Annotated in this window: 20 protein-coding genes and 1 rRNA gene; 13 read left to right on the top strand and 8 right to left on the bottom strand. The window is 32.9% G+C overall.

Annotated features, from left to right (window positions below; translation table 11 throughout):
• The first annotated feature begins 38 nt into the window (after positions 1-38).
• Entirely contained in the window at positions 39-2426 is a 2388-nt protein-coding gene (locus tag ABD859_RS02955; RefSeq protein WP_345140048.1) for a penicillin acylase family protein, read from the top strand.
• Between the two features lie 119 nt (positions 2427-2545).
• Here ABD859_RS02955 and ABD859_RS02950 read toward each other — a convergent pair whose 3' ends face one another.
• The 5 genes from ABD859_RS02950 to ABD859_RS02930 form a co-directional block, all read right to left on the bottom strand.
• A complete protein-coding gene (locus tag ABD859_RS02950; protein WP_345140045.1) occupies positions 2546-2995 on the bottom strand; it encodes a hypothetical protein in 450 nt (149 codons plus the stop codon).
• Between the two features lie 151 nt (positions 2996-3146).
• A complete protein-coding gene (locus ABD859_RS02945) occupies positions 3147-4607 on the bottom strand; it encodes a serine hydrolase (RefSeq protein ID WP_345140043.1) in 1461 nt (486 codons plus the stop codon).
• A 376-nt stretch (positions 4608-4983) separates the two neighbouring features.
• Positions 4984-6492 (bottom strand): serine hydrolase domain-containing protein, encoded by a 1509-nt coding sequence (locus ABD859_RS02940; RefSeq protein WP_345140040.1) that lies wholly within the window; start codon positions 6490-6492, stop codon positions 4984-4986.
• Positions 6493-6567: 75 nt separating this feature from the next.
• Complete coding sequence (locus ABD859_RS02935) at positions 6568-7362, bottom strand: helix-turn-helix domain-containing protein (RefSeq protein WP_345140038.1); 795 nt, start codon at positions 7360-7362, stop codon at positions 6568-6570.
• Positions 7363-7421: 59 nt separating this feature from the next.
• Positions 7422-8015, bottom strand: coding sequence for a GNAT family N-acetyltransferase (locus ABD859_RS02930; protein WP_345140036.1), 594 nt, complete (start codon positions 8013-8015; stop codon positions 7422-7424).
• A gap of 238 nt (positions 8016-8253) precedes the next feature.
• Between ABD859_RS02930 and ABD859_RS02925 the strand changes: the two genes are divergently transcribed.
• Complete coding sequence (locus ABD859_RS02925; RefSeq protein ID WP_345140033.1) at positions 8254-9597, top strand: FAD-dependent oxidoreductase; 1344 nt, start codon at positions 8254-8256, stop codon at positions 9595-9597.
• Positions 9598-9705: 108 nt separating this feature from the next.
• Here ABD859_RS02925 and ABD859_RS02920 read toward each other — a convergent pair whose 3' ends face one another.
• On the bottom strand, positions 9706-11223 hold the full coding sequence (locus ABD859_RS02920) for a helicase HerA-like domain-containing protein (RefSeq protein WP_345140031.1): 1518 nt from the start codon (positions 11221-11223) through the stop codon (positions 9706-9708).
• Positions 11224-11602: 379 nt separating this feature from the next.
• Between ABD859_RS02920 and ABD859_RS02915 the strand changes: the two genes are divergently transcribed.
• The 8 genes from ABD859_RS02915 (at position 11603) to ABD859_RS02880 (ending at position 18109) form a co-directional block, all read left to right on the top strand.
• On the top strand, positions 11603-12427 hold the full coding sequence (locus ABD859_RS02915) for a MotA/TolQ/ExbB proton channel family protein (protein ID WP_345140028.1): 825 nt from the start codon (positions 11603-11605) through the stop codon (positions 12425-12427).
• Between the two features lie 57 nt (positions 12428-12484).
• The gene (locus ABD859_RS02910; RefSeq protein ID WP_345140026.1) at positions 12485-13111 is read left to right on the top strand and encodes an ExbD/TolR family protein; all 627 of its coding nucleotides are present in this window, start codon (positions 12485-12487) and stop codon (positions 13109-13111) included.
• A 19-nt stretch (positions 13112-13130) separates the two neighbouring features.
• Positions 13131-13691, top strand: a complete 561-nt coding sequence (locus ABD859_RS02905) for an ExbD/TolR family protein (RefSeq protein ID WP_345140023.1) — start codon at positions 13131-13133, stop codon at positions 13689-13691.
• Positions 13692-13727: 36 nt separating this feature from the next.
• Complete coding sequence (locus ABD859_RS02900) at positions 13728-14531, top strand: energy transducer TonB (RefSeq protein WP_345140021.1); 804 nt, start codon at positions 13728-13730, stop codon at positions 14529-14531.
• Positions 14531-14761 carry a hypothetical protein gene (locus ABD859_RS02895; RefSeq protein ID WP_345140018.1) on the top strand — a complete coding sequence of 77 codons (231 nt, stop codon included), beginning with the start codon at positions 14531-14533 and terminating at the stop codon, positions 14759-14761. The genes ABD859_RS02900 and ABD859_RS02895 overlap by 1 nt, the downstream gene beginning before the upstream one ends.
• A gap of 2 nt (positions 14762-14763) precedes the next feature.
• Positions 14764-15687 carry a PstS family phosphate ABC transporter substrate-binding protein gene (locus ABD859_RS02890; protein ID WP_345140015.1) on the top strand — a complete coding sequence of 308 codons (924 nt, stop codon included), beginning with the start codon at positions 14764-14766 and terminating at the stop codon, positions 15685-15687.
• Between the two features lie 16 nt (positions 15688-15703).
• Positions 15704-17374, top strand: coding sequence for a tetratricopeptide repeat protein (locus ABD859_RS02885; protein ID WP_345140013.1), 1671 nt, complete (start codon positions 15704-15706; stop codon positions 17372-17374).
• A 102-nt stretch (positions 17375-17476) separates the two neighbouring features.
• Entirely contained in the window at positions 17477-18109 is a 633-nt protein-coding gene (locus ABD859_RS02880; RefSeq protein WP_345140010.1) for a 7-carboxy-7-deazaguanine synthase QueE, read from the top strand.
• Positions 18110-18185: 76 nt separating this feature from the next.
• Here ABD859_RS02880 and ABD859_RS02875 read toward each other — a convergent pair whose 3' ends face one another.
• Both ABD859_RS02875 and ABD859_RS02870 read right to left on the bottom strand, forming a co-directional pair.
• Positions 18186-18731: a YfiT family bacillithiol transferase gene (locus ABD859_RS02875; protein ID WP_345140008.1), complete on the bottom strand. Its 546-nt coding sequence runs from the start codon at positions 18729-18731 to the stop codon at positions 18186-18188.
• 20 nt (positions 18732-18751) lie between these two features.
• Positions 18752-19459: a class I SAM-dependent methyltransferase gene (locus ABD859_RS02870; protein ID WP_345140006.1), complete on the bottom strand. Its 708-nt coding sequence runs from the start codon at positions 19457-19459 to the stop codon at positions 18752-18754.
• A 74-nt stretch (positions 19460-19533) separates the two neighbouring features.
• Between ABD859_RS02870 and ABD859_RS02865 the strand changes: the two genes are divergently transcribed.
• The 3 genes from ABD859_RS02865 to ABD859_RS02855 all read left to right on the top strand — a co-directional run.
• Positions 19534-20028 carry a YkgJ family cysteine cluster protein gene (locus ABD859_RS02865; RefSeq protein WP_345140004.1) on the top strand — a complete coding sequence of 165 codons (495 nt, stop codon included), beginning with the start codon at positions 19534-19536 and terminating at the stop codon, positions 20026-20028.
• Between the two features lie 108 nt (positions 20029-20136).
• Entirely contained in the window at positions 20137-21372 is a 1236-nt protein-coding gene (locus ABD859_RS02860; RefSeq protein WP_345140002.1) for an ABC transporter permease, read from the top strand.
• 960 nt (positions 21373-22332) lie between these two features.
• A 16S ribosomal RNA gene (locus tag ABD859_RS02855) occupies positions 22333-22588 on the top strand; the annotation flags it as partial.

The following is a 22588-nucleotide window of genomic DNA, read 5'->3' as shown; positions in this document are numbered from 1 at the left end:
ATCATTTTACAAACCTTATAGTTTACTTTTTGCGAAATATGAGAAGATTTAAAAAATTTCTGCTGGTTTTATTAGTACTTATTGTTGTTTTGGGAATAGGATTATGTGCCTATATTTTTCATTTGAAACCTAAATATGAAGGTGAATTAACACTGAAAAATCTCGAAAAAGAAACCACCGTTTATTTTGACGAATTTGGAGTTCCTCATATTTATGCCAATTCTGAAAAAGATGCCATGACGGCACTTGGCTATGTTCATGCGCAGGAAAGATTATGGCAGATGGAATTGCTTCGCAGAATTGCTCCGGGAAAATTATCTGAAATTTTCGGATCAGTTGCGCTTAAAAACGATACTTTTTTTGCAGGAATTGGTATTGAAGAAGCTTCGGCGAAAGCCATAGCTAAATTAGATAAAAACAGTCCAAGTTACCAATTAACAATGGCTTATTTAGATGGCATAAACCAATATTTAGAAGAAGGAACAACGCCGATTGAATTTACTCTTGTTGGCGTAAAAAAAGAAAAGTTTACCATAAAAGACGTTTACAATATTTTTGGTTATATGTCTTTTAGTTTTGCAATGGCTCAAAAAACAGATCCTTTGTTAACTGATATTAAAAATAGATATGGCGCTGCATATTTAAAAGATTTAGGAATTGAAGGTGAATTTAATACGACACAAATAAAAAGTTCAAAAACAGATATTGAAGATTATACAGCGGTTTCTAAATCGATTACTGCTTTGTTAGATAAATCGCCAATTCCGCCATTTATTGGGAGTAACAGCTGGGTTGCCGGACCGCATAAAACAAAAAGCGGTAAAGTGATTTTTGCAAATGATCCGCATATTGGGTTTTCACAGCCTGGAACCTGGTACGAAGCACATTTGGTAACGCCGGAACATGAATTGTACGGTTGTTATCTGGCCGGAACACCGTTTCCGCTTTTGGCGCACAACCGCGATTATGCTTATGGTTTAACGATGTTTGAAAATGATGACATCGATTTTTATCAGGAAAAAAATAAAGCCGGAAATGCCAGCCAATATCAAACACCGAAAGGTTTTGCCAAATGTGAAATTCGAAAAAAGACCATAAAAGTTAAAGATACTTCTGATGTTGTTTTAACGTTTAAGTCAAGCCGACATGGCCCAATTATGAATGATTTATTGGAACGTCTGGATCGTAAAAATCCAATTGCAATGTTGTGGACTTATACGCATCAGCCTATTCAAATTCTCGATGCGGCTTACGGACTTTCGCATGCTAAAAACCGCGAAGATTTTAAAAAATCGGTTAGTTTAATTGCTGCGCCGGGATTAAACGTAATGTACGGCGATGCCAAAGGAAATGTAGGCTGGTGGGCAAGTGGGAAATTGTATAAACACAATAAAGGTGTAAATACACATTTAATTTTAGACGGTTCTACGGGCAAAGATGATATTGTAGAATATTTAGATTTTGAAAAAAATCCATCAGCAGAAAATCCAAAATGGGGATATGTATATTCTGCTAATAATCAGCCTGAGGCGATAGATGGTTATTTGTATCCGGGTTATTATCTGCCAAAAGACCGTGCCGAAAGAATTTCTCATTTAATGGATGCGAAATCTAATTGGGATAAAGAAGCGATTAGCAAAATGATTTATGATAATACTTCTGATGTTGCAGTTGAAACAGTTCAAAATTTAATTTCAAATATTGATCTTAATTCGATTTCAGCAAAAGAAAAAGAAGCGATTACGGTTTTAAAATTATGGAAAGGAACAACAAATTTGGAAGATGTCGCACCAACGATTTACAACAAATGGATTTACCAATATTTAAAAAATACGTTTGAAGACGAAATGGGCGAAGATAATTTTAATTTGTTCTTAGGTGTTTCTGTTGGAAAACAAGTAATTGCAGAGCAGGTTAAAAATGAAAATTCGGTTTGGTGGGATAATATTAAAACCAAAAATGTAAAAGAAACCAGAAAAGATATTATTTCTAAGTCTTTTCATGAAACTGTTAAAGCAATTGAAGAACAATTAGGAAGTACAATTGAAGACTGGAAATGGGGAACAGTTCATACGGTTGAACACGAACATCCGTTAGGAAAAGTAGCAGCACTTCGCGGTTTATTTAATGTTGGTCCTTTTGCATCGCCGGGATCAAATGAAGTGATTAACAATTTGTTTTTTGGTTATACTAATGATGGAAAGTATTATGTAAAAGGCGGACCTTCGACGAGAAGAATTGTCGATTTCTCTGATATTGAAAACAGCTGGAGTATTCTGCCAACAGGACAATCCGGAAATCCATTTAGTAAACATTACGACGATCAGGCTGAAATGTACAACGCCGGAAAATTCAGAAAAATGAAACTGAATAAAGATGAAATTATAAAAGCGTCAACAAAACTGGTCTTTAAACCTAAAAAATAGTTTTTGTTTCAGGTTTGAGGTTTCAGGTTTTTCAATCTTTGTAAAATTTAAACTTTACAAAGATTGAAAATTAGAAACTTAGCAACTCAGTATCTTAGCCGCTCAGAACCTCAGAACCTTTATTGAATAACATATTTCCCCTTAACAATATCGCTGGCAAAAATCTTCAAATTATTAATAAGTACTTTATTGTTGGTCATGACATTTATAGTCTGATAAGCAGTATCGCTTTCGTATGCTTTTAATAATGTTTCCAGTTCAACTTCATCAAAAACAACAAAACTGTTATAAACGGCATCTTTGAAGTTTTTATAATTAATGCTTTCCGTAATCTGTGTTGCTTTTTGTTCGTTCCATTTTTCTTTGGCAGATGCCTCTTTAATTTTAGATACACAAAAATCAATAACGTAATTTTTATAATGCACCGCTTCAACGATTTTGTCTATAATAATTTTGTTTTGCTGTGATGGCATTGCGACACCGGTATAATTAGTTTGCGATACACTTTTAGAAGAAATAAACAGGCAGAACAATACAGCCAGAAAACTGTACTTTTTAGAATTTTTCATAGGTTAAATTATTATTTTGGGTACGGCTAAAATAGTATTTTAAATAATTAAATCATCGAATTTGAATGTTAGAAATTGTAACAAAAAAACTCGGCTGGAAACGCATTGATGCAATTCCAGCCGAGTTAATTTATATAAAGTGTAATTTAGATTACTTTGTTTTGTTTTTTGAAAGTTCTTCTAATACTTTTTTACCTCCTTCATTTGAAGGATCTAATTCAACCGATTTAGAATAATTAGCAATAGCCATTTTCTTATCGCCGTCGGCTAAATAAGCTTCTCCTAAACTATCATATACATTTCCTGATTTTGGAAAAGCTTCAACGTTGATTTTAAAAACTTCGATAGCTTCTTTCTTTTTTCCTTCCTGCAGCAACTGATATCCAACTCTGTTCATATCGCCTTCTTTAATAGCATAAGTTGGATCGTTTTTTAATTTTTTGTACGCTTCATTTCCGCCTGTTACGCCTTTATTCGCATAAATGTCTAATAAATCAAGAGCCATTGATTTTTTTGGCTGATTAAACGGCTGATTGTATAAAATAGCACGAATAGCATCGTTCATTTCACCCAAAACAGTTCCTCCTGTATTGTTTAATAAAACTACCAGATTTTTATCAGCAGGAATACGAGAAATAATAGTGTTAAATCCGTTGATTCCGCCTCCATGTTCAATAACTTTTAATTTGCCTTTATCTCCGTTATTTACATCTTCAATTGACCATCCATAACCATAAAATTCATCGCCCCATGCTTTTATGTAAGGTTTAAACAAAGATTCCATAGATTTTTCTGAAAGCAGTTTATTGGTATAAAGAGCCTGATCCCAAAGATATAAATCTTCTACAGTTGAGTATAATGAACCGGCAGCATAAGGAATACTCATATCAAGATAAGAAGCATTTACAATTACTTTTCCATTTTTCTCATAACCGGCAGCTCTGTTTTTTAAAATAACATCGCTGTGGTCATAACCTGAATTCACCATTTTTAAAGGTGTAAAAATGGTTTCCTGTAAATACTGCTCATAGGTTTTGCCTGTAACTTTTTCGATAATATATCCTAATAAAAAATATCCTGAATTGCTGTAATTGAATTTTTCGCCTGGAGTAAACTCAAGCGGAAGATTCCAAAATGTTTTTACAAAATCAGCAGGAGAATACGGATTTCTGGCTTTTTCTTTTAAAAAGTTTGGTGCATTTGTATAATTTGGAATTCCAGATGTATGAGTCAATAAATTATGAATCGTTATTCTGCTTCCGTTTTCTTTTGGATAATCCTGAATATAAGTTGTAACGGGAACGTCTAGTTTTATTTTTCCTTCTTCGGCAAGTTTTACGATTAAAAGGGCCGTAAATTGTTTGCTTATAGAACCTAGTCTAAACTTAGTGTCTGGCTGGTTTGGAATATCCCATTCCATATTAGCAGATCCGAAACCTTTTTTAAAAATAACTTTTCCGTTTTCGGCCACTAAAGCCGATCCGTTAAATTGACCGTACTCGTTGTATTTTGCTAAAAGCTGTTCGATTTGCTGAGCTTTATTCTGCGCAAAAATTGTTGAAGTAAAAAGCAATATTAAGCAGATTACAACTGGTTTGATTAATTGTTTCATGATGAATGATGATGGTTAAAATTAAAATGATTCGTTTAGTTGATTGATGATTGAAACTTTGTAACTTTTAGATAATCAGTAAGTTGAATCGAAATTACGATTTTTTTTATTTGAATTTAATCTAAGCCGTTAAAATCTTAGACGATTGATTTTGCTTTTGGTTTCACAAATAATCGTTTTTTTTCATTTTTATTTTTCAATCGTGACGAATTCGAGCATAAACTTAAAAGAAAGTGTGAGAGTTTATGCTCATAACTAACAGAATTCGCTTTTAATTTTTATTTACAATCTTAATGTTGATTATTCTATATGATTTTGCTTAAAAACATCAGAATAAGTATAAAAAGCTTTATCATACTAATTTTGATTTAAGATTTTACTTGGTTTCTATATCAACTATTTTTTGACCATTTTCTCCCAGATAATGAGTTACAATGTTTTCATAAACTTTATACCCGTCATCAACATTGGTAAAAATTAACAAACCTTGTTTTGTTTTAGGAAGTAAAATAAAAATAGTCTGTACGCCTTTGTCTGCACCGCCGTGCGATAAAGCATAATTATCATTTCCTAAATCGTAAATTTCAAAACCAAGACCAAAGTATTTATTCTTTTTTGTCGAAACCTGATGCGATTTCATTTCATCAAAAACTTTTTTATTTAAGCCTTCGCTATTCATAATACTGCATAAAAATTTGCTGTAATCTTCAATTGTAGTTAATAAATCGTCGGCAGCATTTACAGATTTGTTTTTTGTTGGTTCATAAGCATTTCCCTTATTGTCATAACCAATGGCATAACGCGAAAGATCGATTTTATCATTCCAGATTAACTGAGAATCGTTCATTTTTAAAGGTTCAAAAACTAATTCTGAAGCCAGTTGATCTAATGTTTTATTGAATTTTTTCTCGAGAGCTTTTCGCAGATATTCAAAACCTTCTCCTGAATATTGATATTGAGTTCCGGGTTTAAATTTAAAATCCAGCTTTTTAGATTCGTTAAAATCCCTCCAGTTAGGAAAACCAGTCTGGTGGCTCAGAACAATTCGCGTTGTCAATAATTTTAAATACGGATCTTTTGCAATATCAGGATCTGTCCAGTATTTATACAACGGTTCGTCAAGATCCCATTTTCCGGCGCTCACTAATTTTAAAGCAGTAATGGCTGTTATAGGTTTTGTTAAAGAAGCAACATTCCATATTGTATTGTACGGTGCCGAAATTCCTTTTTTAATTTCTCCAAAAACTTTTACCTGTTTTAGTTTTCCATCAGTAATAATTCCAATTCCCAAAGCAGGAATATTGTTTTCTTTGAGCCATTTTTCTGTTTCTGCATCATTATCAAATAAGTTTGATTTTCCGGCTGTAGAACTAGTCATTTGATGATTGTAACTAAGCGAACGCGCAAGTTTCCATTCTTTATTTTTTAAAAGCCACAAATGCGTGAATTTAGCAAAGCTTCCTGCCTGTTCAGAATTGCCTTCTGAACTTTCGTAAAATCTATGAACGCCCATTTGTATAGAACCATACAAAATGCCGTTTTTGTATAACGGATAAATTTCGGTGCTTCCTTTAATTAATTCCCTGCGATAATTGTATTTTCGGGTTGGAGAACAAATCCCGCTTTTAAGTGTTTTTAAAAATCGGGCTTTATCAGAAATACTGTCTTTGTCATGATAAAACTCAAAATCTTCGGTATAAAGATTTTCAAATTGTTTTACGTCGCAGGTATTAAAACCAATATTGAACAAAAGACTGTCTTTTGACATAATGGTTTTATACAATGCTGAGTTTTCGTTTTCCTGAGAAAATCCAAATTGGATTTGAAAGAATAGAATTCCAACTAAAAGTGTTTTCAATTGAAAAAAAGAACGATTGATTTTCATTTGCGTGATTTGATGATTGATGATTTTGCAAAATTAAATCAATCATTATTCACAAAATTGTACAAATGCGAAATTTTATCTTTTATGAGAAAGAAAATACGATTTAGGATCGAACATTTTAGGAGTAGTTTTAGTTACATCTTTAAATTTCTTTATAAAATGCGACTGATCAAAATACTTATTATAAAGAGCAACATCGGTTAATTTGAGTTTTTCCAAATCAGAATTCACCATTTGGTCAACTGATTTTCTGAACTTCATAATTTGAATGTACTTTTTAATCGTTAATCCCGTTGCGGTTTTAAATTTTATTTGAAGTAATCGTTGTGATAATTTTAAATCACGGCTGATTTCTGAAACTGAAATTTCTTCTTCCTGACTTTTAATAATCTCACAGATTTTTTCAATTACATTTTTCTCTGAATGTAAGCCAGACAATTCTTCAAAATAAATATTAATTGTGTTTAATAGGCTTTCAATATCTGAATCAATCTGAGTTTTAAAAGGAAGTTCTTCGGTATTAATTTTAATAATGGAGTCTAAAAAATCACTCAAATCATATTTTGAAAACATAGAAAGTGTCCAAGTATGAAACTGAAGAATAATAACCTTGGTTTTTGGCTGCATATTTACCAAAACTTTATTGGTCATTTGCGAGCAAAAGTAAATCCCTTCGCCCATTTCATATTTCATTTTGCTTGTGTGAACTTCGATAGAATTTCCGGTTATAAAAGCCAGATTAAAACATCCGTTTGGCAGAACTAGTTTGTTTTCGATCAGGCTTTCGCCGATGCTGTTATCCAGACACCATATTTTATTGACAAACCTTTCGGCTTTTGGGCTTACATAATATTCTGAATATAACTGCATTTGAAATTTAGTCTGCGAATGATTTAGAGTCTTATAAATGCAGACTAAATTACTGTATTTTAAACAAACTCTTCAAAATAATCTCGTTTCGTGCTTTGCCATTCTTCTAAAATAATGCTGTAATAAACATCATCTTTACTGTTTCCTTCAGAATCAACATAATTATTTCGGAACAAACCTTCTTTTAAAGCTCCTAGATTTTCAATGGCGCGTTGTGATCTTATGTTTTCAAGATCGGCACTGAATTGTATTCTTTTAAACTGAATATTTTCGAAACCAAAATTCAGCAATTCATATTTACAGGCTTTGTTTAATCCTGTTCCTTGAAAATCTTTTCCATACCAGGTCCAGCCAATTTCACATTTTTGACTTGCGTGATTTAAATAGCCGTAACGAGTACTTCCGGCTATTCTATTTGTCGCTTTATCGATAATTAGGAATGGATAACAAATTCCAGCTTCTTTTTGTTTTAATGTGCTTTGAATGTAATTTTCAAAATCCTGATTGTTTCTCACATACATTCCCATGTATTTCCAGATTTCGTCATCAAAAATAATTTCTTTGAGTTCAATATTTCGTTCATTTTCAAAAGGAATTAAAAGCACTTTTTCATTTTCTAAGATGATGGCTGATTGTAATATTTCGCTGTTCATGATTTCTATTTTATAAAAGCGAAAATAGTTGTTTAATTTTTTTGAATAAATCGATTAAAATAACAATTTGTTATAAAAACACAATCTGAAATAAATTAGACTGTCTAATTCGGTTTTTTGTTGAAAACCTGTATGATTTAAAGCTTCTTTAGGAACTTCAACAGTAAATAATTGCGTTATTTTAAAGCTCATGTACAATTATTAGTTATTTTTACGACCCAATATTAGATTTCCCTCGATGCAAACTTCACTAAAAATTGCTGTTGTTGGTTCTGGACTTGTAGGATCGCTTCTGGCAATTTATCTTAAAAAAGCAGGTCACACGGTTCATGTTTATGATCGCAGTCCTGATATTCGCAAAATAAATTTTTCTGGACGTTCCATTAATTTGGCAATGTCTAACCGAGGCTGGAAAGCACTTGATGCAGTTGGAGTGGGCGATGCGGTTCGAGAAATTGCAATTCCTATGGACAAACGCGCCATTCATTTAGTAGATAAACTGAATTTTCAGAATTACGGACAAGAAGGTGAGTCGATTTATTCTATTTCAAGAGGAAGATTAAATCGAAAAATGATTGATTTGGCCGAAAATGCCGGAGCCGAATTTCACTTTGAACAAAAAATCTGGGATGTAACGCTGAGCGATGCAACTTTACATATAGGTGAGACTGAAAGAGGCGAGTGGGAAGAAAGAAAATATGATATGGTTTTTGGTGCCGATGGTGCTTTTTCGAGAATCCGTCACAGAATGCAGCGTCAGAGTATGTTTAACTATTCTCAGGAATTTTTAAATATGGGATATAAGGAATTGAATATTCCTGCCAATGCCAACGGAACTCACAAATTAGATAAAAACTCTTTTCATATTTGGCCTAGAGGCGAGTATATGTTAATTGCACTTCCTAATCTTGACGGAAGTTTTACCTGTACGTTGTTTATGCCTTTTGAAGGCGATAATTCTTTTGAATCACTTACAGATAGAAAAATGGTAGAAGATTTCTTCGAAAAAAACTTCCCGGATTCTATTGAAGTAATTCCTGAACTGGCAAATGATTTCTTTAAAAATCCAACCAGTACTTTGGTAACCATGAAATGTTTTCCATGGACTTACGAAAATAAAATTGCTTTAATTGGAGACGCCTGCCACGCCATTGTTCCGTTTTACGGACAGGGAATGAACGCCGGTTTTGAAGATATTACGGTTTTAAACGAAATGATCGAAAAATTTGGAGATGACTGGAAAAAAATCTTCACTGAATATCAAATTTCACGTAAACCAAATGCTGATGCTATTGCTGAATTATCGTACCGAAATTTCATGGAAATGAGCACTAAAACAGCAGATGAAAAATTCTTATTACAAAAGAAAATAGAAAAAGTATTCTCAGATAAACATCCGGATAAATGGATTCCGCTTTACAGTCGTGTTACTTTTAGCGACCGCCCGTATGCCGAGGCTCTTGCTATTGGTGATTTCCAAAACGGAATTATGGAAGAAGTTTTAAAATTAGATAATATTGAAAAAATTTGGGACACACCCGAAGTTGAAAATAAAATTCTGGAATTGCTTCAAAATGCGTAATCTTTAAAGGTGTAGATATTCTTTTAAGCTTAATATTTATAAGATAAAAACCCGATAATTTTCGAACTATCGGGTTTGTTATTTATACCTTAATATATAATGTGATTTTTATTTCTTTAAAAATTTTGATAAAACTCCAAATACGCCTCTTATAAAAGTTGCGCTTGTAACCACTTTTATAACTGATTTGGTTACTACTTCTGTAGTGCTTGGTTCTGCTTTTGAAGATTTCGCGGGAGCTTGTTCTTGGCGTTGTGCGGCAGCTTCATTTGCATCGTTTATTTTCTTAGTTAGAATTTCAAAAGCACTTTCGCGGTCAATTTCTTCCTCGTATTTCTTAACCAGTTTTGATTTATTGTTTATTTCATCAATTTCTGCAGGAGTTAAAATATCCATTCGGCTTTGTGGTGCGCGCATCATAGTGGCAACAAGCGGAGTTGGAATACCTTTTTCGTTTAGGGCTGTAACCAAGGCTTCTCCAATTCCTAAACCAGTAAGAAGTTCATCAGTTTTATAATATTGAGAAGTAGGATAATTATCGGCCGTTTTTTTAATGGCCTGTCTGTCGTTTGCTGTAAAAGCTCTAAGTGCATGCTGAATCTTTAATCCTAATTGTGCTAAAACACCGCTTGGAACATCCATTGGGTTTTGAGTTACAAAATAAATACCCACACCTTTTGAACGAATTAATTTTACAATCGTTTCAATTTGTTCTAATAATGCTTTGCTGGCTTCGTTAAAAATTAAGTGTGCTTCATCTATAAAAATGACCAGCTCTGGCTGTTCGGCATCACCTTTTTCAGGCATTTTTTGATAGATTTCTGCTAAGAGGCTTAACATAAAAGTAGAGAACAATTTTGGCTTATCCTGAATGTCTGTTAAACGGATAATATTTACGTATCCTTTTCCGTTTTCATCGATTCTCATTAAATCATCGGTTTCAAAAGACAATTCACCAAAAAACAAATCACCGCCCTGCTGTTCTAATTCGATAATTTTTCGAAGAATAGTTCCTGTAGTAGCAGTAGATATTTTGCCATAGCTTGCTGCGATTTCTTCCTTACCTTCTTCGGTAATATAATTGATTACTTTTTTAATGTCTTTTAAATCTAAAAGAGGCATTTGTTTATCATCGCAATATTTAAAGATAACCGCGACAACTCCAGCCTGAGTATCATTTAAATCTAAAATTCTTGAAAATAAAACCGGACCAAATTCTGAAACCGTGGCGCGCAGACGAACTCCGTTTTGTTTAGACAGCGACATTAATTCAACAGGGAACGCACTTACATTATAAGGCAGGTTTATTTTGGCATGGCGTTCTGTAATAAAACCTTCTTCTTTTCCTTCTTTTGCAATACCGCTGAAATCCCCCTTTATATCCATCATTAAAACAGGAATTCCGGCATTAGAGAGCTGCTCAGAAAAAACCTGGATTGTTTTCGTTTTTCCGGTTCCGGTTGCGCCGGCAATAAGTCCATGACGATTTAATGTTTTGAGAGGAATTTTTACATGTGCCTCAGCAATAGCTTCTCCATCTAAAATTGCACCTCCAAGCGTTATAGAGTCGCCTTTGGCGGAGTATCCATTATTAATGTCTTGAATGAAATTGTCCTTTTTATTCATGTTTTATTTGTAATTTAGATGATTATAAGAGTTTTGCTTGTTTTTTTAACAAATTTAGCGTCTTTTTTTTAGTAGGAAAATGCCGTTTTTGATTGAAAAATACATAAAAAATAATTTCGCAGCTTTTTAAGAACATTTCAAAGGATTGTTTGAATATTTACTAAAACGTTGTAAATTTTTTATTATTCGCCTTTATTTTTGTTTTATCATAAAAATGATCACGGCAAATTAATGAGATATTTTTTAAATTGACGTTAAATTTCCTTCAATAAAATTAAAAAAAGTTTTTTTATTTAAACTAAACGTATAAATTTGCTACCCTACAAGTTAAATATAACTAAAAAATAAAAATTATTTAAAACTATTAAAATTTAAAAAAATGGCAAACGTTAAAGTTAAAAAAGAGAGCACTTCAAATGGGGGAGGAATGATTACAGGGATCATTATTGTAGCGTGTATCTTAGTTGGGATTATTATTTGGAAATTCGTGATGGGTTCTCCTGCTAACTTTGAAGGAGGGAATCCTGAAACTGGTCACCCAATCAATACTTTAGGTATGGTATATAAAGGAGGTTTCATTGTACCAGCATTATTAGGTATGTTCTTAATGGTTGTTGTTTTTTCTATTGAAAGATTCACAGTTATCAGCAAAGCTGCTGGAAAAGCTAACTTAGATGCATTCATGAGAAGTGTACAAGGAAGTATCAAAGAAGGAAACATCGAGGCTGCTATCGCTTCATGTGACAAACAACAAGGTTCAGTTGCAAATGCAATTAAATCTGCTTTGATTAAATACCAAGACGTTAAAAAAGAAGGATTCAACAGCGAAGAAGCTTCAGAAGTAATCCACAAAGAAATTGAAGAGGCAACTTCATTAGAAATGCCAATGTTAGAAAAAAATATGACTATTATCTCTACTTTAGTATCTTTAGGTACATTAGGAGGATTATTAGGAACTGTATCAGGTATGATTAAAGCGTTTGGTGCGTTAGCTTCTGCTGGAACTCCAGACCAGGCTGCTCTTGCAACAGGTATCTCTGAGGCACTTATCAACACTGCAACAGGTATCTCTACTTCTGTATTAGCGATCATCTCTTACAACTTCTTTACTGCTAAAATTGACGATTTAACTTACTCTATCGATGAGGCTGGTACTACAATCGTTAATACTTACAGAAAATTCAGAGGAAGTTTAAGACAATAATTAATTTTTGATCAATAATTAGAAATAATTATAATCAAAATAAAAAAATAAAAGATAATGGCTAAAATAAAAATGAAAAAGAAGTCAACGTCGACAGATATGACTGCGATGTGTGATGTTGCGTTCCTTTTGCTTACGTTCTTTATCTTGACCGCTACTGCTAAGGTGCCTGAGGCACTTCCTGTAGATATGCCTTCTTCTACTGTACAAAGTAAATTACCAGATTCAGATTTGGCAATTATTACAATAGGTAAAGGTAAAGACGGGAAAAGTAAAGTGTTTTTTGATATCAAAGGAAGAGAGATTCGTAAAAAAACTCTTGAAGGAATGGGAGCAAAATTCGGCGTAACTTTTTCAGAAGAAGATAAAGAGAAATTTGCCTTGATGGATGACTTCGGTGTACCAGTTACAAGTTTAAAGCAAATCATCGATATGAAAGCTGCTGATAGAGTTAAAGCGGATCAACCTGGAATTCCATTTGATTCTATAGACAATCAGCTTAAAGAGTGGCTTTTGGTTTCAAGAAGAGCTACAATTGACCTTGATGACAAAGAATTGCAAATTGCAATAAAGGGAGATGCGAAAGAAGAATATCCTCAAATCAAAAAGATTATGGATATTTTACAAGATCAGAAAATCAATTCCTTTAACTTAGTTACTGGAATGAGAGGAAAAGACTTTTAATTAAAAAAAGATACACTAAATGGCTGAATTAAATACCGGCGACGGTGGTGGCGGAAAAGGTGGCAAAGTAAGAAGCAAAAAGCAAAGTTCGAAAGTCGATTTAACGGCTATGGTGGATTTGGCATTCTTATTGATCACATTCTTTATGTTAACCACATCGTTGTCAAAACCTCAATCGATGGATTTGTCATTGCCAGATAAAGACGACGATCCTACTAAGAATAAAGATATCAAAGTAGATGAGAATCGTACTATGACAGTGATATTGGGAGAAAATAATAAATTAACTTATTATATGGGATTATTATCATCTCCAATTGCTGGACCAAAAGATATCGCATATGGTAAAGATGGTATCCGTAGAGAAGTTCTAAAAAGAAAAAAATCTGTTTTAGAATATTCTGCAAGCTTAGGGAAACCTAAAAACGGAATTATCGTTATTATCAAACCAACTAAAAAATCAACTTACAGAAATTTAGTTGATATGTTGGATGAAATGGCGATTGCTGGAGTAGATACTTATGCAATTGTTCCTGAGTTTAGTCCTGAGGAGGCAAAATTGGCAGGTTTACCACAGTAAGACTGTCTTGTTTTAACATCCTAATAATCAAGAAAAATGAAATTAGATATTATAAAAAATCAGTGGCTTGATATCGTATTCGAAGGACGTAATAAGATATATGGGGCATACGAACTGAGAAAATCGAACGGAAAAACTACGGTAAAAGCACTTATCATAGGTTCGATTATCTTTAGTTTTGCTGTTGCAGCTCCTCTTATTGCAAGCTTCTTACCAGATTCTTCTACAGAAGAGGAGAATAAAGATATTAAGATCGCTACAGTAAAATTACCTCCTAAGAAAAAAGAGGAAGTAAAACCTAATCAACCACCACCACCACCACCACCACCAAAAGTGGATCAGGTGAAGTTTGTGAAACCGGTTGTTGCTAAGGCAAACGAAGTTACCGAAGATCCTCCAAAAATTGAGGAACTTAAAGATAAGAAAGTAGGTTCTGAGACTATTAAAGGAGATCCAGATGCAGTTTTAACTGTAGATGAGCCAGTAGGAAAAGGACCAGTTTCTCAGGTAGTAGAAGAAGATAACAGTGTATATAACACAGCTGGTATCGAAGTAAAACCTGATTTCCCTGGAGGTATGGATAAATTCTACAAATTCGTAGGAAACAATTACAAGACTCCAGAAGAAGAAGGTCTAAAAGGTAAAGTTTACGTTACTTTCGTAGTTGAAAAAGACGGGTCATTAACAGATATTAAAGTTTTAAGAGATATCGGTTATGGTACAGGAGCAGAAGCAATTCGTGTTCTTAAAAAATGTCCAAAATGGACTCCCGGCGAGCAAAATGGTAAAAAAGTGAGAGTACTTTACTCTTTACCTATTACTATTCAATCTGCAGAATAATGTTAAAAGATATGCTTAATAATATTCAGAAGAAATCGCTCAAAGAGCGATTTCTTCTTGTTTTAGGAATACTGTTTTTTTTAATATATCTTGTACTTGGTTTAATGATTATGTTTTGGGAAAAACTTCCCCTTAATATGGAGGCTAAATACAGATATGCCTTTGGTGGATTGTTAATCGTTTACTCGGCAATCCGTTTTTTAAGATTAATTAATTCAAATGCAGAATAATTATGCTGAAGTATAGTAAGTTTTTAGGTTTGGTTGTTTTTGTTTTTTTGTTTGCCATGTGCAACCAAAAAAGTAAGAATGAATCTAATAAAGAAACCATTTTGAAGGGAACATTAGATGTTACAGTTGATGAAACTGTAAAACCAATCGTTGACGATCAGGTGGCTGTTTTTGAAGGAACTTATTATAGTGCTAAAATTACAGTTAAGCCAAAATCTGAAGCTGAATTAATAAATGATTTATTAAATCAGAAAGCTAAAGTTGTAGTAACAACCAGAGATCTGACTAAAGAAGAAATCAGCAGATTTGAAAAAAGTAAAATCAAGCCCCGCGTTACTCCCTTTGCAAAAGATGCAATTGCTTTAATTTCGAGTAAAAGCAATAATGATACATTAATTACGTTGAAATCGGTAATTGATTTTATGCAAGGAAAAGCAAATACAGGAATTAGAGGTCTTGTATTTGATAATCCAAACTCTAGTACAGTTCGATACATGAAAGAATTGGCTAAAGTTCAAAATGTTCCAACAGAAAATGTTTTTTCATTTAAAACAAATGACGAGGTAATCAAATTTGTTTCTGAAAATGAAGGAATGATTGGTGTAGTTGGAGTTAATTGGTTATCACAGCCTTCACCAAATATGATTGATGTTGTGAAAAAAATTAATGTTTTGAGTGTTAAAGGTCTGAATAGTGATAAATATTACAGCCCAACACAAAATGACCTAGCTGAAGTTAAATATCCTTTGGCACGTGATTTGTTTATTATAAATTGCCAAGGGTATAATGGCTTAGGAATGGGCTTTGGTTCATTCATTGCTGGAGACATTGGACAAAGAATAGTTTTAAAGTCGGGGTTACTGCCAGTTAGAACGCCTGGAAGAAAACTTCAAATTAGAAATAAACTTTTAAAAGATAACGAATAAATTAATTACAATAAAGATGAATAAATTTAAAATTTTTAGTCTTGCCTTAGTTGCTTCGGCTTCTGTAGTAAAAGCGCAAGATATCAAAGAAGCTAAAAAGGCAATAGATGCTGAGCAATTTCAAAAAGCAAAGTCGTTGCTTAAATCAATCATCAAAGCTAAACCATCTGATGGAGAAGCAAATTTTGTTTTAGGAAACGTATATTTAAATCAAAGTGTTGTTGACTCTGCTAAGATTTATTATTTAAACGGAATAGAAGCATCTGAAAAGAAAAACTTAAACTATATTGGTTTAGGACAATTAGATCTTGATAATAAAAATGCTGCTGCGGCTCAGGCAAACTTTGCTTTAGCTACAAAAGATATGAAACGTAAAGATGTAGATGAATTTATTTACATTGGAAAAGCATACACAAATTCAGTAAATCCTGATTATAACAATGCAATCGCAAGTTTAAAGAAAGCATTAGCAATTGATCCTCAAAACGCAACTGCACTTTTAGCTATTGGAGATGCTTATTATGGAGCAAATAATCAAAACGAAGCTTACAAAGCTTATCGTGATGCTTTTACAGCAGACCCAACACTTTTAAGAGCAAAAATGCAATTAGGAGTTTTGTTAAAAGGAGCAAAATCATATGATGAAGCTATTAAAGCCTTTAATGAAGTTATTGCTTTAAACCCAAATTATGGTCCAGTTTACAGAGAGTTAGCTGAAACATATTACAAATGGGGAAGAAACAAACCTTCTACAGCTAAAGTTAACTTGCAAAATGCAATTACAAACTACGAGAAATACTTAAGCTTAACAGATTACTCTTTAGATTCTAAAATGCGTCATGCAGATTTCTTGATCTTGGTAAAAGATTACAAGAGCTTAGAAACTGTAGCTAATAAAATGATTGCTGAGGATAAAGTAAATCCTAGAATTTTTAGATATTTAGGATATGCGGCTTACGAAAACGGAAACGTTGATGTAGCTATTAAATCTCTTGAAGATTACATTAAAGTTCCAACAAACAAAGTAATTGGAAGTGATTATATGTATTTAGGTTTAGCAAAAATCAAAAAAGGAACAAATGCTGAAGGTGCTGTAGATCAGGCTTCATTTGATGCAGGTATTGCTAATATTAAAAAAGCTGTTGAATTAGAGCCATTAGTAGTTGAAGAACTTGGTGATTATGGTAAAGAATTATTTGGTAAAAAGCAATGGGCACAGGCTGCAGCTATTTATGAATTAAGTTCTTCTAATTCAGAATCAAAAAATTATTTGACTGATAATGTTTACTATGGTATTGCTCTTTACTATGCAAACTTAGATAAAAAAGCTGCTTCACCTGAAGTTGCTGCCGCTTTAGCTAAGGCAGATGCTGCTTTCGACAGAGTTTTAGTGGCTTCTCCATCTTATGATGAAGCTTATCTTTATAAAGGAAGAATAGGTAATTTATTAGAAAAAGAAGATCAAATCGTTAAAAATTACGAAACTTATGTTGCCAACATTACTGCAAAAGGTGCTGAAGAATTAGCAAAACCTGCTACAGTTAAAAAAATAGTTGAGGCTTACAACAGTATTGGTGCAAGTTATGCTAATACTGATAAAGCAAAAGCAGTTGAGTATTTCAATAAAACGTTGGTTTTAGATCCAACAAATGCTTATGCTACACAGTCTGTGAAATCTTTAAAATAATATAGTTTTAAACTAAATTTATTTAAACCGATAGTTCTCTTTGAACTATCGGTTTTTTTGTTCCGTATTTAATTGACTATCTTTGCACATTAAATTAAAATAATGTTACCAAAAGAAATACAATTAGAAGTAAATAAAGGAGCAATGCTGCCTTTGATGGAAGAGTTTTATACCATACAAGGAGAAGGCTTTCATACCGGAACTGCTGCTTACTTCATAAGAATTGGAGGTTGCGATGTTGGATGTCATTGGTGTGACGTGAAAGAGAGTTGGAATGCAGAATTACATCCGCCAACAAATATTGATGTAATTGTAAATAATGCTTCAAGCTATGCTAATACCGTTGTGATTACTGGCGGAGAACCGCTTACGTGGGATATGACACTGCTTACACAGAAATTAAAAGATAGAAATTTAAAAGTTCATATTGAAACTTCAGGAGCATATCCGTTATCTGGAACATGGGATTGGATTTGTCTTTCTCCAAAGAAAAATAAGCTTCCAACTGCAGATGTCTATGCTAATGCGCATGAGTTAAAAGTGATTATTTATAATAAGCATGATTTTATTTTTGCAGAAGAGCAGGCAGAATTAGTAAATGATAATGCTATTTTGTTTCTTCAGCCTGAATGGAGTAAAAAAGAAGAAATGACACCTTTGATTGTTGATTATGTAATGAATAATCCAAAATGGAGAGTTTCGCTTCAAACGCATAAATATTTAAATATCCCTTAAGGCATAAAAAAACTCTCCAAATAGGAGAGTTTTTTTATGTAATAAATATACATTGTGTAAAAAGGAAACGTTTCGTTTATTTCCAGCCTTTATATTTTTTTAAATTTACAATATGTGCTAAATGATGATTTCCGTGCCAGGCATATAATCCGATAATTTGTTTTAATCTCATTTCAGAATTACTTTCCGGATGGATAAAAGATTTTTCTAAATCAATATTAGATAAATTTTTCATAATGTAGGCTAATCTGAAATGCAGTCCTTCTAATAAGCTTAATGTTGGAGCAATGGGCATCGTTAAACTATCCGGTAGTTCAGACCACATTTTTTCATCATAAGGTTTAATAATGGGATTATTTTCTGTTAAAGCCCATTTTAATCTGATGTAACAATTCATATGACTTTCGGCGCAATGATGAATTACTTGTCGAACTGTCCATCCTTCGGGTCTGTAAGGAGTATCTAATTGTTCATCGTTTAAACCTGTAGTTTCTGTTTTTAATTTTTCGGCAAAAGAAGCAATCTCTTCAATGTTTTTTAAAATATATTCAGAAGTGTAGGTTTCCGGCGCATTGAATTTTCCAATTGGATATTTTAATTTTTCTAAATCTGATTCAGTCATTGTCCAAAAAGTGTTATTTTTTATATCGAAAGTTTAGCTAAATAATCATAATGTTCACCTTCCATAATGAGTTCGCATTTCAAACCATTTGCAATTGCTGCGTTTTGAAGAGTGTTATAATCAAGATATAACCAGTCAAAAGATTCTTCTTTTTCTCCTTTATATGATATGGTAAAAGTTAGTTCTCCATAATATTCTGTTTCAGATGGAATCCATTTGCCACCGTCTTCATCTTCATCAAACATATAAATGATGTCAGAACTGTCAATTAAAATCTGCCCGCCGGGATTTAAAAGAGATTTTAGTTTTAATAGATACTTGTTGCAGTTTTCTAATTTGCCAAAAATGCCGGTGCCGTTCATTAATAAAAGAATAGTATCGAATTTTGTGCCTTCAAAATCTAATATATTCTGAACAATAATATTTTTCAAACCTCGAAGTTTACAGGTTTCAATAGCTTTTTCAGAAATATCAATGGAAGTAACATCTAAATTACGATCATTTTGCAAAGATAAACTATGGCTTCCGGCGCCGCATCCAACATCTAAAGTCTTCCCAATCGTTAACTGCAAAGCTTTTTGTTCAATTTTTGGCATTTCATCATAAGATCGAAACAAATATTCTACACTCATTTCATCTTCATCAGAAATAGAGGTTTCAGTTATAATATCTTCTGGCGAATTATTGGTTTGGAAGTCATACATAGCTTTCCCAAAAAGATCTTTCATCGTTTTTTAGTTCAAAGTTTAAGGTTTCAAGTTTAAAGTTGTTTAATTTTGCAGCTCAACTTTAAATTTTAAACTTGAAACAAATTTTAAATAACTTACATAAGTTAGCCAAAGATAAGCATATCGAAAACAAAAAGTATTTTGATAAGCTGAAAAAGAAACAGCCAAAAAATTTAGATTACGTTATGCAGGATCTGCATGATGCCGAATTTAAAAAAACGGATTGTTTGCAATGTGCCAATTGTTGTAAAACAACTGGGCCACTATTTACGTTGGCCGATATTGAAAGAATTTCAAAATCTTTTAGACAAAAACCGCAGCAGTTTATTGAGCAGTATCTTCGTATTGATGAAGATAAGGATTATGTATTACAAAGTGTTCCATGTACTTTTTTAGACAGTGAAAATTATTGTATGATTTATGATGTTAGACCAAAGGCTTGTCGTGAATTTCCGCACACAGACCGCAAGAAATTTCACCAAATTGCCGATTTGACTTTAAAGAACGTAGCAATTTGTCCCGCAGCTTATAATATAGTGGAAGAAATGAAAAAGAAATTACCGCTTTAATCATTTAATGCTATTATTCTTTATCATTATATACTTTACATTTTTTAGATGTACTTTTGAATAATCTCGAATCAAATAAGAAATACAAATTATAACAGAAATTAAAAATTGAATTTAGAATACTTTATAGCAAAAAGACTCATCACTGCAAAAGATTACAAAAGCAGTATATCGGCACCAATTATTAAAATTGCGATTTCGGCAATTGCAATAGGAATAATTATGATGATAGTTTCTGTTGCGACCGGGATTGGTCTGCAGCAAAAAATACGTGAAAAAGTTTCAGCATTCAATGGTCAGATTATTATTTCGAATTACGACAATAATAATTCAGAGATAACTTTAATTCCAATTTCAAAAAAACAGGATTTTTATCCCAATTTTAAATCCGTTCCAGAAGTAAGTCACATTCAGGCAATCGCGAGTAAAGCAGGAATAATTAGAACAGAAAATGCTTTTGAAGGAATTGTTTTTAAAGGAGTAGGAGCAGATTATAATTGGAATAATATAAAAGAGTATTTAGTACAAGGAAAATTGCCTGATTTTTCGAAAACACTCAATGAAGAAGTTATTATTTCGAAATTTCTTGCAGATCGGCTTAATTTAAAATTAGGAGATAGCTTTAATACCTTTTTCGTAAAAGAAGAACAAGGAAAATTGCCGAATATCCGTCGATTTAAAATTGCAGGAATTTTTAGTTCGGGATTTCAGGATTTTGATGCCACATATATAATTGGGGATATTCGTCATATTCAGCGAATCAATAAATGGAATCCGGATCAAATAGGAGCCTTTGAGGTATTTGTAAAAGATTTCACGACCATTAAGGAAACTGGAAATCATATTTACGAACAAATACCGTCTAATTTAGACGCAAAAACTATTACAGAAAAATACAGTTATATTTTCGACTGGTTGCAGCTTTTTGATTTTAATATAGTAGTCATTCTAGGAATAATGATTTTAGTAGCTACAATTAATATGGTTGTAGCGCTTTTGGTTCTTATTTTAGAGCGAACTCAAATGATAGGAATTCTCAAAGCGATAGGAGCAAATAACTGGACTGTTCGAAAAGTTTTTCTTTATAATGCATTCTATTTAATTGTAAGAGGATTGTTCTGGGGAAATTTAATCGGTATTGCATTGCTTCTTATTCAGCAGCAATTTGGAGTAGTTCATCTAAACCCTGAAAACTATTATGTGAACCAAGCTCCGGTTTATTTGAATTTTGGATATATCGCTTTACTGAATTTATTAACTATAACCGTATGTTTTTTGGTGTTATTAATTCCTTCATATATAATAACCAAAATATCTCCAGTAAAGGCAATTCGCTTCGATTAATTTCTCATTATATAAGTACTCAACCCGACAGATTTTCAAAACCTGTCGGGTTTATTTTTTCTACATATAATATATAGTATATATGTACAAGATTATTTGAATCTCAATTTTCTTTAGACACGCACAACAGCCCATCTAATTGTAGAGACGCACAGCAGTGCGTCTACACAGCGTAATTCCGGTTAGTTTGGAATTTGAGATTGTTAAGGAGCTAAATCCCGCTATCCGCTCCAATCTTTTTGGGGTGAACCCCACCCCAAAAAGGATTTCCGCTTCTATCGGGGCTAGGGGAGCTGTTTTCAAAAGAAGTTTTTGGAGTATTTAGATTAAAAAAGAAGTCAAAAGCCTGAAAACTCCGCAAAAACAACAAAGGAAAAGAGGTGTAAATTACCAAAATCACAGCCGTACAAGGAAAAAGCTTACAGAGAATCAAAAAAAAGCGAAATTGTAAATAAGCTGTTACCAGACAGTTAAGAAAAAGATTGAAAAAACATGGAAAAAATGCAAAATAAAAGCTTGTAAATGTAAATAAAGGTGGTACTTTTGCACCCGCAACAACGAAAGACGTTCACTGAAATACTGACAAGCCGATGAATCAAAACTTTGAAAGAAGTTGAAAAAAAAAGATTCAAAAAAGCTTGTGAGATTTGAAAATGCTTTTTACATTTGCACCCCGCAAAACACGGAAAGTTCCTTGATAGACTGGTAAGAAAAATAAAGAAATTGGGATGAAAAAATTCTCAAAAAAAACTTTAAATTTTTCTTGCAGGAAACAAAAAGAAGTTTTAGTTTTGCACCCGCTTTGAGAAACAAGCGAAGACAAAAAGAAAGACACGTTCGTAGACATATTGAATTGACAGCCGTCTCGTTTAACAACGAGACAAAAATATAAGAGTAATAGAATCGCGAGATTCGAAAAGAACCGATAGATAAAGCATCGATTATATAATATTAAAATATACGATGAAGAGTTTGATCCTGGCTCAGGATGAACGCTAGCGGCAGGCTTAACACATGCAAGTCGAGGGGTAGAAGTCTTCGGACTTTGAGACCGGCGCACGGGTGCGTAACGCGTATGCAATCTGCCTTTCACAGAGGGATAGCCCAGAGAAATTTGGATTAATACCTCATAGTATTACGGCTCGGCATCGAGATGTAATTAAAGTCACAACGGTGAAAGATGAGCATGCGTCCCATTAGCTAGTTGGTAAGGTAA

It is taken from the genome of Flavobacterium ginsengiterrae, from assembly GCF_039539785.1.
Lineage (GTDB): Bacteria > Bacteroidota > Bacteroidia > Flavobacteriales > Flavobacteriaceae > Flavobacterium > Flavobacterium ginsengiterrae.
Note: the sequence above shows the minus strand (reverse complement) of the source record. Positions and strands in the feature narration are given on the sequence as shown.